The sequence below is a fragment of the Planococcus lenghuensis genome (assembly GCF_001999905.1).
In the GTDB taxonomy this organism is placed as follows: domain Bacteria; phylum Bacillota; class Bacilli; order Bacillales_A; family Planococcaceae; genus Indiicoccus; species Indiicoccus lenghuensis.
On the sequence record NZ_CP019640.1, the window covers coordinates 3,532,911 to 3,545,142 of the forward strand.

At 50.1% G+C, this 12,232-nt stretch carries 15 protein-coding genes; 5 read left to right on the top strand and 10 right to left on the bottom strand.

Features of this window, described 5'->3' with window-relative positions; translation table 11 throughout:
- Positions 1 to 6 precede the first annotated feature (6 nt).
- On the top strand, positions 7 to 873 hold the full coding sequence (locus tag B0X71_RS17780; protein WP_077590680.1) for an SDR family oxidoreductase: 867 nt from the start codon (positions 7 to 9) through the stop codon (positions 871 to 873).
- Here B0X71_RS17780 and B0X71_RS17785 read toward each other — a convergent pair.
- Complete coding sequence (locus tag B0X71_RS17785; protein ID WP_077590681.1) at positions 851 to 1,066, bottom strand: hypothetical protein; 216 nt, start codon at positions 1,064 to 1,066, stop codon at positions 851 to 853. The two genes, B0X71_RS17780 and B0X71_RS17785, sit on opposite strands and share 23 nt — an antisense overlap.
- Here B0X71_RS17785 and B0X71_RS17790 point away from each other — a divergent pair.
- On the top strand, positions 1,056 to 1,517 hold the full coding sequence (locus tag B0X71_RS17790; protein ID WP_077590682.1) for a universal stress protein: 462 nt from the start codon (positions 1,056 to 1,058) through the stop codon (positions 1,515 to 1,517). The genes B0X71_RS17785 and B0X71_RS17790 overlap by 11 nt on opposite strands.
- Before the next feature lie 47 nt (positions 1,518 to 1,564).
- Here the strand turns inward: B0X71_RS17790 and B0X71_RS17795 are convergent, their stop codons facing one another.
- From B0X71_RS17795 to B0X71_RS17820, 6 genes are all read right to left on the bottom strand, one after another.
- Positions 1,565 to 1,900, bottom strand: coding sequence for a hypothetical protein (locus B0X71_RS17795; protein WP_077590683.1), 336 nt, complete (start codon positions 1,898 to 1,900; stop codon positions 1,565 to 1,567).
- A gap of 299 nt (positions 1,901 to 2,199) precedes the next feature.
- Entirely contained in the window at positions 2,200 to 2,925 is a 726-nt protein-coding gene (locus B0X71_RS17800) for a Crp/Fnr family transcriptional regulator (RefSeq protein WP_077590684.1), read from the bottom strand.
- Between the two features lie 223 nt (positions 2,926 to 3,148).
- Positions 3,149 to 4,723 (bottom strand): YndJ family protein, encoded by a 1,575-nt coding sequence (locus tag B0X71_RS17805; RefSeq protein ID WP_077590685.1) that lies wholly within the window; start codon positions 4,721 to 4,723, stop codon positions 3,149 to 3,151.
- A complete protein-coding gene (locus B0X71_RS17810) occupies positions 4,692 to 5,303 on the bottom strand; it encodes a DUF4166 domain-containing protein (RefSeq protein WP_077590686.1) in 612 nt (203 codons plus the stop codon). Before B0X71_RS17810 ends, B0X71_RS17805 begins: the two co-directional genes overlap by 32 nt.
- Positions 5,300 to 6,214, bottom strand: coding sequence for a DoxX-like family protein (locus tag B0X71_RS17815; protein ID WP_077590687.1), 915 nt, complete (start codon positions 6,212 to 6,214; stop codon positions 5,300 to 5,302). The genes B0X71_RS17810 and B0X71_RS17815 overlap by 4 nt, the downstream gene beginning before the upstream one ends.
- 189 nt (positions 6,215 to 6,403) lie before the next feature.
- Positions 6,404 to 6,838 carry a universal stress protein gene (locus B0X71_RS17820; protein WP_077590688.1) on the bottom strand — a complete coding sequence of 145 codons (435 nt, stop codon included), beginning with the start codon at positions 6,836 to 6,838 and terminating at the stop codon, positions 6,404 to 6,406.
- A gap of 342 nt (positions 6,839 to 7,180) precedes the next feature.
- Here B0X71_RS17820 and B0X71_RS17825 point away from each other — a divergent pair, with 342 nt between their 5' ends.
- The gene (locus tag B0X71_RS17825) at positions 7,181 to 7,414 is read left to right on the top strand and encodes a hypothetical protein (RefSeq protein ID WP_077590689.1); all 234 of its coding nucleotides are present in this window, start codon (positions 7,181 to 7,183) and stop codon (positions 7,412 to 7,414) included.
- Positions 7,415 to 7,751: 337 nt separating this feature from the next.
- Complete coding sequence (locus B0X71_RS17830; RefSeq protein ID WP_077590690.1) at positions 7,752 to 8,657, top strand: metallophosphoesterase; 906 nt, start codon at positions 7,752 to 7,754, stop codon at positions 8,655 to 8,657.
- A gap of 199 nt (positions 8,658 to 8,856) precedes the next feature.
- Here B0X71_RS17830 and B0X71_RS21285 read toward each other — a convergent pair whose 3' ends face one another.
- Positions 8,857 to 9,702, bottom strand: a complete 846-nt coding sequence (locus B0X71_RS21285) for a hypothetical protein (protein ID WP_198038654.1) — start codon at positions 9,700 to 9,702, stop codon at positions 8,857 to 8,859.
- A 442-nt stretch (positions 9,703 to 10,144) separates the two neighbouring features.
- Between B0X71_RS21285 and B0X71_RS17840 the strand changes: the two genes are divergently transcribed.
- Entirely contained in the window at positions 10,145 to 10,675 is a 531-nt protein-coding gene (locus B0X71_RS17840) for a DoxX family protein (RefSeq protein WP_077590691.1), read from the top strand.
- A 93-nt stretch (positions 10,676 to 10,768) separates the two neighbouring features.
- On the opposite strand, the gene B0X71_RS17845 is transcribed toward B0X71_RS17840, so the two are convergent.
- Both B0X71_RS17845 and B0X71_RS17850 read right to left on the bottom strand, forming a co-directional pair.
- Entirely contained in the window at positions 10,769 to 11,287 is a 519-nt protein-coding gene (locus B0X71_RS17845) for a hypothetical protein (RefSeq protein WP_077590692.1), read from the bottom strand.
- Positions 11,288 to 11,618: 331 nt separating this feature from the next.
- On the bottom strand, positions 11,619 to 12,215 hold the full coding sequence (locus tag B0X71_RS17850; protein WP_077590693.1) for a nitroreductase family protein: 597 nt from the start codon (positions 12,213 to 12,215) through the stop codon (positions 11,619 to 11,621).
- Positions 12,216 to 12,232 lie beyond the last annotated feature (17 nt).

A 12,232-nucleotide genomic window follows, 5' to 3' on the forward strand; every position in this document is an offset into this window, starting at 1 on the left:
CCTGACATGACGATTGCCATCACAGGCGCCACCGGACAGCTCGGAAGCGCCGTAATCAAGTACCTGCAGGAACAGAACAGCACGGAGAAAATCGTTGCCGTCGTCCGGGATATCGAAAAAGCCCGTGCGCAATTCGAAGGAACGGACGTCGAAGTCCGGTTCGGTGATTACGATGAGCCGGTCACGCTGCCGAACGCTTTTGAGGGCGCGGATAAACTGCTCCTCGTCTCAAGTCCGTCGTATGATGATCCGCTCCGGGTCGTCCAGCATGCCAACGCCGTCAAAGCGGCCCGCGACGCCGGCGTCGGCCATATTTTCTATACAAGCATCGCATTCGCCGATGAATCCAAGCTGTCACTCGCGCCGCTGCATGTCGCGACCGAATTCGCTATCCGGACGACCGGCATTCCGTACACCTTCATCCGGAATTCGCTGTACTCGGATGTGTTCATCAATCCGGACCTCTCAGCGAGTGTCAACAGCGGTGAGATTGTCACCAACACGGGTTCCGGCAAACTGAACACAGTCACCCGCGATGACCTTGCAAAAGGGACAGCCGCCGTACTGGCCGGCGAAGGACACGAAAATAAAACCTATAACTTCGTCTCCTCCACAACCTGGACATTCGATGAACTGGCGGATGTGCTGAGCCGCGTAAGCGGAAAAGACGTGAAGCACCGGAACGTCTCATTCGACGAGCAAATCGCCTATCTGCAGCAAGTTGGCCTTCCGGAAGGCATGGCTGTGTTCAGCGCCTCGATCTATGACAATGTCGCGAATGGGGAAACTGCCCGGACGTCAACCGATCTGAAGCAGTTCATCGGGGAAGAGACCTCCCTTGAAGAAACGGTCAGACAGAACCTGAACGCCTGATTTTTTCAGCAATCTGCAGGAAATCCCGCTGTGCAGCCCGCATGATTCCGGGCGAATCAGCGGGTTTTTCTTTGCCGTGTGACCGCTTCAAAAAAGCAGGGATTTTTCCGGCTGTGCAGGACTTCAGGCCGGCGCCGCCGAAATAACCCGATAACAGTAAATTAATTGAGGAGGAATGGAAGATGGCACTCACGTATGACCGCATCCTGGTGGCAGTCGATGGTTCGGACGAAGCGGAATGGGCATTCAAGAAAGCGATCGGGCTTGCCGAGCGGAATGACGCCTCACTGACTCTGGTCAACATCATTGATACACGCACACTTACCATTATCGGCAACTCCAATCCGGATTATGCTGAGCAGGTGCGCAAGTCGAGTCAGGAACTCCTGGACGGTTACAAAAAACAAGCGGAAGAGGCCGGGCTCCAGCACGTGAATACCGTTGCAGCCATCGGCCTTCCGAAGATCGCCATTTCCCGGGAAGTCGCCAAAAAAGTCGAGCCGGATCTTATTGTGTGCGGCGCCACCGGGATGGGGCCGATCCAGCACTTCCTGCTCGGCAGCGTGTCTGAACATATCGTGCGGACGAGCCGATGTGATGTGCTCGTCGTCCGGACAGAAGAACACGCAGCAGCGAATGCCTGAGTTTAGCGCAATAAAAAACACCGCAGCCGCGGTGTTTTTTCGTTCCTTCAGCCAAACGGCCGGAATCTGTTTGCTTCATACAGCGGCGTCAGAAAATAAAGTTCCTCATGGCATAAGCCGGTCAGCCATTCCATTTCGGCGAACACCTCCGCTGAAATGCGGTACGTGTATTCCCCTCTCGGCATCCTTTGCAGCTGCCGGGAAGCGTGCTCCCATTTCACTTCGTCAATCTCTGCCCACACGTTCTGCACACCTTGTGCAGTATGTACCGCCAGTCGTGCAAATAATGTGATGAACAGCTGCCCTTCTTCTATGTGAGTGTCTTTCACCTTGGTGAACCAATAATTCGGTGCTGCGATAGTTACTGGCTGGTTCTGCCGCATCGTCCATCCCCTTCCCGCTGATCAGCCGGACAGCGATGCTGCCCGGCTCTGCCCGGTGCTGTGGTCCGGACGCACAAAAATCATTGTCGTCATTTAGACGTTTCCTGTTCAAGCCGGTTCCGCTTTTTGCAGGCTATCCGTCTATTATTCATTAGTACGATGAATTTATCAGATAGTTTCAAGAATTTCTGTGAGATCTATCACAAAAACCCGCCCGGAAAATTTCAGCCACAATAAACCCGCCAATCTCTCCGGCTGGAAAAGGCCGGGATTGGCGGGTTGGGAGTGGTCTTCTGGATTTACAGCCGGCACACATTCAGCGGGCAGTCCTCACAATGGCAGATGTCCTTCAGGGCACCCATATCAAGAATCGTGATCGAGCCGTTTTCATAACTGATGACGCCCTCTTTTTTCAGCTGGGTCAGAAGCCGGTTTACCGTTTCGCGCGTCGCACCGATCATATCGGCGATTTCCATATTGGTGAATTTCATGGTGAACTTCACTTTTCCGCCTTCAAAAACCCCGTATGTGTTCGCAATCCGGATCAGCGTGGATGCGAGTGCTCCGTTTTTCCCGAAAAACATAAGATCCCGGAGTTTGGTCTGGGTGAAGCGGTTCATGAAGCTCAGCCAGCGCATGAAATCGATCGCCAGGTCCGCATGCTTCCGGATCTGTTCCTCCAAATCGCTGCGCCGGATGATTCCGACCACACAGCCGGTGACCGTCTCCGCCGTGAACCCCGCCAGGTTCTGATCCCCGCCGTCGAGCTGGCCGATCAGATCACCTGTCTGGAAATGATAGAATGACATGCTCTGCCCTTCATCCGACATTTTCACCAGCCGGGTCATTCCGCTTTTGATGTAATACAGTTTATCGTTTGCTTCACCTTCCCGGAAGAGCGCCTCGCCCCGCTGATATGCGCAGTCCTGCATAATAGCTTCAAGCAGCCGGAAACTCTTCTCGGAAAAAACTTCAGTGTTTCGGGGGGACGTCATCGCTTTTGTAACCGGACATGCAACACTCATGGGGCACTTCCTCTCCTGGATCGTAATATGGGTAATTCTGCTGTGCAAGATACCTTGCTGTTAAGTTTATCTTACCTGAAATCACCCGGTAATCCATTAGGGGAAACCCTTAATCGTACCATAGGTTATCGCTGTATTCAGTGGGATATGTCACAATGGCGGATTTGGCTGCCGCTTCTTCATGGCTTTGACGGCTGTGTGTTTCCAATAACGCAGGAACCAGTTACCGCTGAGGCTGGTTCCCGTTTGTTTTCTCTTTTATAACGTAATCGATATGCAGAAAGTGAAGTCCGAACAATGTCATGTCATGCACGGCCAGCAGGTTTCCCAAACTTCCCTTCATTATGAAACTCTCATGGAGAGGCAGTTTAAACACATACCCGCCCAGCGCCAAATACGTTCCTGCGTCACCGCCTCCCTTGCTTGTTAAGCGTAGCTGTCCGTGTTCAACGGATAATTGCAGAATTCCGTGCATCGACGAAAATGGCAGCGGCAATGCGATGTTCATGAACGTTTCACCGCCCGCCTCGTGCTGCGAATAAATCGCGGTGAATACCGGTTTCCCGCGAATCGTCCGTTTCCAGACTCTTGGCCTGGCCCTCCCATCAGCCTCCTCATCCACCAGCAGGATTTCCCCTGTCATTTCAATCCGGTCCGCTGAAAATGGCAGATTGAGCTGTCCCACCCTTCGGCTTATGAACTGATAGAAGAACGCAAACGGCTTGAACCAGGCTGCCCATTGGACGGACGCGAATAACTGGAACCGTTCCGTATGTTCATAGAAATCGATGATGCTGGCGGGCAGCTCGCGGTTGTCGACGTAATCTTCCATCCGGTCGACCAATCCCCGGTGCGGAGTTCCCGGGGCGTTCAATTTCCCCCGTATCTTGCTGACCGGGAAATGGAAAGGCTCCTGTGTTGTGATAGGCACATGCAACGCCCAGCCGATTACCGTGAACGAACCGAACAGCAAGCAATTCAGCAGTCCATGGACAGCCAGCATTGTCGGAATTGTCACCGTTGCAGTGCCGGAGAAATTGCCGTACGCATACAGAAACGACCATAAAATCGTCAGGCACAAGGTTACAAAGGGAATCCGGATCATCAGCGCCTGTATGAAGGGAAAACGCAGACGGAAGGTATAGAACGTAAGGGCATAGATCGCCAGCACGTAAAGTGAAACCGAGGTGAGTTCGAGTGTATGGGAAAATATTATGCCAAGCGCTACGGTCATCGGTCCCGTCGCGATGAACAGCGCACATAGTTTATAAAGATTCGTCGCCCGGATGCGGCCGAGGAGACCGACTGAAACACAAAGCATAAAAGCTGAGTAATGGAAATGGATGGCTGTCAGCCACATAGTCATCGCACTGAATCCGGTATCAAACTCCCCGACAAAGGCGAAGAACCACAGCCCGCCGACAGCAATATAGACGAGCCCCAGATCAATCATCAATTCGGCCGTGTTTGAAAATCCCCGCTTTAAAAACCGTTCAGCCCCTTTCCAGGCGATCCAGAAAGTGACGATGAGGTAAACAAGCGCACAGACCAGCGCTGCAGGATAAGGCAAGCCGAAGCTTATGAATGCCGCTGCCGCCATCCCGGCAGCGAGAATCATTTTTTCCAGGCGGCGGAGCTCGACGACCAATTGCAGAAGAGCCGGAACAAATATAAGCTGAGCTGCCAGCAAGTAAAAGGAGTGATCCGCCTGTCCGCACACCAGCAAACTTACGAAAAATAACAGGAGCCCGAATGAGACGGGCGGATTAACGACCGCTTTCCGTAAATTCGCCAGCATACATCATGATCCTCCCCAGCAAATCATTGTAGATTGAGACGTGGATCGTATAGACATCCTTCGCTTCGTCGTAGCCTTCCAGTACCGTAACCCGCCCTCTGAGCACGTTCGGTATGGGCAGCTCTTTCTTTCCCACGATCACTTTCTGGGCGCCAGAAGTGATCAACAAACAGCCTTCCGCTGTTACATCGAACTGCAGATCCGAGTAAAAGAACAGGACATCGCCTAAATAATCCTTTACAATTCGCTTGTCGAAATCGACGGTCATTGTGGCATTGAATCGGCGCACCGCTTCCGGAAAGTGAAAGGTTCGCTCCCAGGAAACTTCAGCTTCTCCTTCTTGATTGATCGTGCAGCGGTTACTAATGGAGAACGGGATATTCTCTCCGCTCTCCGGAAACAGGAAATTCATCCTTGATGCGAGCCGGTAAAAAGTAGAAAGCAATTTGCTGCCGCTCTGGATCCAGGCCATGACCCCTTCGGCATGAAACGGCTGATCAAGCGGCAAGGCGTAGCGATGCTGCAGTTTCGGATGCAGCTTCTGAAACTTCTCCGCCAATAAGGTCGAGTAAATGGTCAAGCTGTTTTCCCTCTCTTTCGTTTACAGCTTTTCGCTGTGGGCAACTGATCATGAAGCAGTAACCCGATGATCGATAAAACCCAAAGCGTGATATTCAGTGTAATGACATTAAACGGTGCAATTGCTGCAGAAGGCGCAGCAACCAGTGCGCTTAACGTAAGCAAAGGGAAAACGGCAATCTGCAGCTGCAGAAGATATTTCTGCAGCTTCGGGATGAGCCAGAAGCCGGCAAACACCAGCTCTGCTATGCCGATCCAAAAAATCGCTTCAGCCGCCTGTGCACCGGTTAATGGCGCAAGCTGTGTCAGCATGCTGATCTCCAAAGGATGCCGGGTGATGACTTTCGGAACCAGCCCCTGGTAGAACCAGACAAAGGAAAATAAGAAACAGATGGCATAAAAACTGAAGAACCGCCGGTATTGGGTTTTAGGGCTCTCCCCTGATTCGATCCACCGCTTTAAGACGTCAAAGCTTAAGGCGGTTCCCCATCCCATCAACGGCCGGAATAAGCGATCCGCTACTTTTCCTGCCCAACCGAAGCGGACGTCATAATCATATTGTGTTAAAAAGGTGACGCCTTTTTCATGCGGGATGTATTTCCAGTAGCCTTTGCCTTCTGCAATGGGGGAGATCAATTGATCGGTGCCGAAATGCAGCGCAGACGTTTTTTCCCCGCTCTCTTTCTCGTGGGTGCCTTTGCTTTTCCCCCAGCCCGAAACCCGGACTCCCGGCATCACTTTTGTCGCGTAAGTAAAGGTCTGCACGCTCTCTCCGGGCAGCTTGTCATTATAAATGATAGAAGAAAAACGCAAATCCCATTGTTCATGCAGCTGGGGTTGCTGGGTGTACGACCATACTTTTTCGATTTCTGCCTGGACATCGATTTCCACATAAATTGGTCTTGCCGCCATAATAAACTCACATCGCTTCTGTCTGATTCATATACTTAGATTACCATTTTCCGGATGCAATCGACCAAGAACATTCCATTCAATGGGAAAAATCCGCGAATGGTTGAAACAAAAAGACGGAAACATGAAAAAAGCATGGATAACAGGCATCCATGCCTCTGTACCAACTTATTCAGCTTAAAGTTCACTCTATTTTACGATCAGCACCGGACAATGGGCTTTCTGCGTGACATTATGGCTCGTGCTGCCCAGGAACAGTTCTTTGATATTGCCGAGTCCCCGGCTCCCCACAATGATCAGATCGGTCTCATTGTTTTCAGCATAGCGGATAATCTGCTGCGGCGGATTGCCTTCCAGCATTTTCACTTCTCCGATCAGATCCGGTTCTCCGACCAATTCCCGCGCTTCCGTCAGCATTTCTTCCGCTTTTGCATGGGATTCCTGGCTGACAGTTTCATAACTGGAGATTGCCGGATAATACAAAGTGACTGGCGGGACTGCCGTCACAATATTGATCTTGGATCTCGGTTCTTCACTGGCAAGTTTCACAGCGGCCTCCAATGCTTTTTTACTCCAATCCGACCCGTCATATCCGACCAAAATGTTCTTGAACTGTACTGACATCCCATTCACTCCCTTTGTGTAATTACTATCATTATAAGATATCGTCCCGAGAAAAACTGTTAGAAATATTACAACTATATAAATTAATTAGCTTTAATCCGATTTAGATCTTCCCAAAATGAAATCGAATAGAATCAAAGGCAATCCGGGATTACAGGCCGCAGCAGCTGTTTCGGTTCATCCAATGGATCTGTTTGCCTTACCCGTTATCTGCCGAATTGGAAAACAATTCGTCCATAATCAAGAGCGGGCTGCATCTAGTTTAGCGGGCTTTCATACAGGGAAGGGGGACATTATACAGAAATCAAATCGCAGTGCAATCAAAAGGAGGGATATTCCGACATGGAGACTGAACGGACTGACAATACTGACAACGGGCATGAATGGGCCGGGTGGCTTGGTGTCATCCTGGGCATTATCGGATTGTTTTTTCTGCCAGTGTGGCTGGGAATCGCGGCCGTTATTCTGGGTATAATTGCTTTAAAATCTCCCTATAGAGGACTCGGTTGGACGGCTATCATCATAGGTGTTGTCGACTTGATCCTAGTTTTTGTTATCAGCGGCAGTCTGCAGTAAGACTTGTGGACCTTTTGAGCTTTCATCTAGGTTTGGGGGATCTGCATATCTTAACTCGCGCCACTGGTACTGCTTTGCCTCGCCGTTTATTCAAACGGCTTATTTTTTCAACATTTCCCCTTGCGTTACCGGACCCAATAAATAAGATTCTGCGATTTCCATCTTCTCTCTCCTCTTCCTGATTGCCGCTTGCCCCTCTGTTGAACAAGGAATCCATGCATAGATGCAGGTTCTGCATTCAGTGCGCCACATTTCCGGCGCTTGCAGTTCACTGCTCGCTGGGTAATAGCTAAAGAAAGAACAGGATAGGACAACTATAGATCGAAGGAGGATAACCATGGAGACATTCAAACGCGTAGCGGGAGCAGTAGGTATAGCTCTTGCCATACTGATTATTTATGGATTGATCGAGCCGCAATTGCTTGATGTGGAGGAAGAGGAAGCAGTGATTCCAGGTCTTCCGGAAGAATGGGAAGGTGAAGAAATTGCGGTGTTCGGCGACTTCCAGACCGGGATGTGGCTGGATAACAAGAGCACCATGGAAGAAGCAGTAACAGAAATTATAGAGAGAGATCCCGCTGCTGTACTGATGCTGGGTGATTATATTTATCGTCCCAATGATCAGTCTGACCAAGAGATCGAGCAAGCCCTTGAAGTGTTGCGACCGATAGGAGAAGCAGATATTCCAATCTATGCAGTCCTTGGAAATCATGACTTCGGATTGCAGAATAAAGATGGCGAGCCCGCACTCGACGTCGCAGAGAGAATGCGAACCGCTCTTGAAGCTATCGGAGTGGAAGTCCTGCATAACGAAGCAATTCCCTTCAGCGGAACAGGCCCAGTCTTGCCTGGCGTCGAACCAGGACTATTCATCGCCGGCATTGGATCCGATTGGGCTAATGCCGATGTGCCGGCTGAGGCACTGGCAGAAATCCCGGCCGACGCCCCGCGGATCGTCATGATGCATAACCCGAATTCCTTTGAGGAATTACCGGCAGGTACTGCACCGTTTGCGGTTGCCGGCCATACACACGGAGGACAAGTCCGGCTGGAGAGTGCTCCTCAATGGTCCTGGGTGGCGCTGACTTCCAATGAACCCGTGCATGTCGATGGCTGGATTGATGGCTATGGGGCAGCGGGCAACGAATTATACGTCAACCGGGGAATCGGCATGAGTACAGTGCCTATCCGGATTAATGCCAGGCCCGAGCTAACCCTGTTCACACTTACATCCGGTGAATAATAGAGCAATGGAAGGTTCCGAAGATAACAGGCACTTCAGGAAAGTCTTAATGGGAACACAAATTATTAAAGGCATCACCTGCTCGGTTGGAGCAAGTGATGCCTTTTTTCAAGATATGCACCGGATATACCTGAAGCGGCCAGCTTGAAAAGACACCAGCCGGCTGGCTGGTGTCCCTGTTTATCTTGTTTACGCTCTCTTACAGATCTTCGATTGCGTTCGGATCAATTTCTTCAACAGGTCCTACCGTCTCTTCGAGTTCAGCGAAATCGGCAAAGTCGGCAAACGTCATGTCATACTCGGCCACAATATAATCTTCAAATTCTACAACAGACCAGGCAAGCGGGTCCAGATACGTTGTTACTACATCATCGACCGCGATTGCGCCAAGATCCACATCTTCCTCTGCAACCAAGATGTCTTCAACAGGACCTACCGTCGTTTTCAGTTCCGCAAAGTCAGCGAAATCGGCGATTGCTGTGTCATACTCAGCCACGACATAGTCGTTGAATTCAACGATCGACCAGCCAAGCGGATCCAAGTATGTCGCATCGAGATCCTCAAATGCGACGGCGCCGAGTTCCACGCCTTCTTCAGCGGCTACGATTTCTTCAACAGGTCCTACCGTCTCCTCAAGTTCTGCGAAATCGGCGAAATCAGCAAGTGCCATGTCGTATTCCGCAACAACATAATCCTCAAACTCCACTGCTGTCCAGCCGAGTGGATCAAGGTATTCATCTTCGAGTTCAACTTCATCAATAGCTCCAAAGTCCACTTCCTCTTCAAGCGGCTCTTCTTCCACTACTTCTTCTTCAATCGGTTCTTCTTCGACCACTTCTTCTTCAACCGGTTCTTCTTCTTCTTCTTCAACCGGTTCTTCTTCGACCACTTCTTCTTCAATCGGTTCCTCTTCGACCACTTCTTCTTCAACCGGCTCTTCTTCGACTACTTCTTCTTCAGCCGGTTCTTCTTCTGCACATGCCGCAAGAATTCCCATGGATAATACACTTGATGCTCCTAATTTGATCCATTTAGATTTTGGCAATTAAACCCGCTCCCTCTCGTCAAATTTTTATTGATCTTGAATGATATATTCGCTGTTTACCCAGCATTGTTCCATTTAAACAACTATGAAAAAGCGTTCGAAAAATCATCACAAAACCATGATACAAGCCTAAACACCAGGTGGTAACTGCGTCGGTTACTTTGCTTTTACCGAGGTACACTCTTTGATAAGACTCTTGCTTCTTTAGGTTTCAGCCACTTTGATGGATTCATGCAATCCACCTCTCTATCAGCTTCTTTTTCTTTTGGATTCCCCCACCTACACGTTGGCTTAGAGGCGGGATCTACTCATTAGAAATGATAAAATCGGGAAAAATACGAGATTGTGATTTTTATCACATACCCTTGTTCGTCCCGGGTGTATGCTTAACTTAAGAAAAGAAGAAAAAACAAATTAACCATAGGAAAGGAAGGTTTTAGAAATGTTTGTTCAATTTTTGCGGGAGAACCGGGTTGCTGCTTACTTGCTGTTAATGCTCCGTCTGTATCTCGGCTGGTCTTGGATGATCGCCGGCTGGGGCAAAGTCTCCGGCGGTTTCGATGCCAGCGGTTTCCTTGCCGGAGCTGTCCAGTCTGCCGGCGGTGAACATCCGGCGGTTCAGGGTTGGTGGGCTGAATTCCTGAGCGGTGTTGCCATTCCGAATGTTGCCCTCTTCAATATTCTGGTTCCATGGGGAGAACTTCTCGTCGGGATCGCACTCATCCTTGGCTCTTTCACAACATTCGCCGCTTTGATGGGAATCATCATGAACTTCGCTTTCATGTTCTCCGGCACCACGAGCACCAATCCGATGATGGTGCTGCTGACCATCTTCATCCTAGTGGCAGGCATAAACGCCGGACGCATTGGTCTCGACCGCTGGATCATCCCGGCAATGAAAACACAGTTCAGAAAATGGGAAGACCGCAGACACACAACCGGCACACCGAAACGCCCGGCCTTGCATCACTGATAAACGCCAATCCCCCGGATCTGTGATAGCCGGGGGATTGGCGTTTGTAATTTCCGCTGCCGCTTCAAAAGCGAACGGTTCAAGATGAATCGATCAGTTTTTTCGCCTTCTGACTATCAGGAAAACAGCGGCTATGATTGCGAAGAACACAGCCACAGCGATAAGGAAAATGACACCTTTTGGCCAGGATCCGGCTGTATTCACATCCTCTAAAGCAACATCCTCCAGCACGATTTCTTCTTTATCAGCGTAAAATTCATCGGCTATACCCGTATTCAAGGTAGTCGGCGAACATAGCGGATGCACCCATTCTTCACCTTCTTTATTAAGGTAAAACAGATGCTCGGCATTCAGCTGGCTTTCTCCCCAAGTGAGGTCTTCTTCAACTGCGATAATTTTTTTGTTAACACCCTTGAAGCTTTTTTCAACCTGTATTGTCAGGATCTTTTCATCGCTGCGCTCCCGTATATCATCCACTGTACCTATGATCACTGCATCATATTCCTCGTAAGCAATGTCCGGCGGAGGCGGTTCCTCACACGATAACGCAAAGCTTTGTACAGGCAATGAAAACAGAGCGAGTAACAATATGGCGATCGTTAGTTTTCTCATAGGCCCTCCACTCTTTAAATCTAGTTGTTTTTTCGTTCTGACTGCTTATCCGCTTTATTGATTGGATAGTCGAAAACAGGGAACAGCGTTGAACACCGGGTACTCCCGACTTTTTATTCCATAAATTTTTCTCTTCCTTGTTTTAGTCGGTTATCCATCCAGAAAGTTACATATTCTTTGGAAATAGGGACTGGGTTAGCAGTGTATCCTATAAAAGCATGAAGACCGGTCGATTGCTGAAGCGGGCTGGCAAGCATTGTGAAGTCCCGTCGAACTGATAGACAGCACAACAAAAAGCCAGCAGCCGGATCAATCGGCTGCTGGCTCTCGATTATTTATTCGCGTTAAAATCTTTCTCGTCCGCAAACCATTTCGTGACTTCCTCTACCGGTACGCGCTTTCCTTCCGGCACTTCCTTTTTCGGATAGCCGAGGTAGATGAAACCGAGCACTTCGCCTCTATCGGACAGGCCAAACAAGTCACGCATCTGCGGATCGTACGCAGGTGCCCCGGTCCGCCAGAATGTGCCGAGCCCGAGTTCGTGGGCGGCGAGCAGCATGTTCTGGATCGCTGCGTACACGGCGCCGTGCTCTTCTTTTTCAATCGCTTTCGGGTTATCGCTCGGTTCGACGGCGGCTACGATGACAACCGGCGCACGGTACGGTTTCTGTTTGGTCGCTTCCAGTTTCTTTTGGTTCGTTTCGCTTTCCGGGTCATCCATTTTTCCTGCCTGAATTTTCGCGAGCGTTTCGCCGAGCGGCTTGCGTCCGCTTCCGGTCAGGACGAAAAAGCGCCACGGCTCCGTCCGGTGATGGCTCGGTGCCCAGGTGCCTGCTTCCAGCACTTGTTTAATCACATCTTCCGGCACTGGCTCATCTGTGACCAGCCCGTTGCTTCTCCGGTTTTTAATTGCCTGTGATACATCCATGTTATCCTCTCCTTTGC

Excerpts from the sequence above, each read along its gene's own strand:
- B0X71_RS17780 (WP_077590680.1), top strand. The coding sequence starts at position 7 with ATGACGATTGCCATCACAGGCGCCACCGGACAGCTCGGAAGCGCCGTA.
- B0X71_RS17790 (WP_077590682.1), top strand. The coding sequence starts at position 1,056 with ATGGCACTCACGTATGACCGCATCCTGGTGGCAGTCGATGGTTCGGAC.
- B0X71_RS17795 (WP_077590683.1), bottom strand. The coding sequence starts at position 1,900 with ATGCGGCAGAACCAGCCAGTAACTATCGCAGCACCGAATTATTGGTTC.
- B0X71_RS17800 (WP_077590684.1), bottom strand. The coding sequence starts at position 2,925 with ATGAGTGTTGCATGTCCGGTTACAAAAGCGATGACGTCCCCCCGAAAC.
- B0X71_RS17805 (WP_077590685.1), bottom strand. The coding sequence starts at position 4,723 with ATGCTGGCGAATTTACGGAAAGCGGTCGTTAATCCGCCCGTCTCATTC.
- B0X71_RS17815 (WP_077590687.1), bottom strand. The coding sequence starts at position 6,214 with ATGGCGGCAAGACCAATTTATGTGGAAATCGATGTCCAGGCAGAAATC.
- B0X71_RS17820 (WP_077590688.1), bottom strand. The coding sequence starts at position 6,838 with ATGTCAGTACAGTTCAAGAACATTTTGGTCGGATATGACGGGTCGGAT.
- B0X71_RS17825 (WP_077590689.1), top strand. The coding sequence starts at position 7,181 with ATGGAGACTGAACGGACTGACAATACTGACAACGGGCATGAATGGGCC.
- B0X71_RS17830 (WP_077590690.1), top strand. The coding sequence starts at position 7,752 with ATGGAGACATTCAAACGCGTAGCGGGAGCAGTAGGTATAGCTCTTGCC.
- B0X71_RS17840 (WP_077590691.1), top strand. The coding sequence starts at position 10,145 with ATGTTTGTTCAATTTTTGCGGGAGAACCGGGTTGCTGCTTACTTGCTG.
- B0X71_RS17845 (WP_077590692.1), bottom strand. The coding sequence starts at position 11,287 with ATGAGAAAACTAACGATCGCCATATTGTTACTCGCTCTGTTTTCATTG.
- B0X71_RS17850 (WP_077590693.1), bottom strand. The coding sequence starts at position 12,215 with ATGGATGTATCACAGGCAATTAAAAACCGGAGAAGCAACGGGCTGGTC.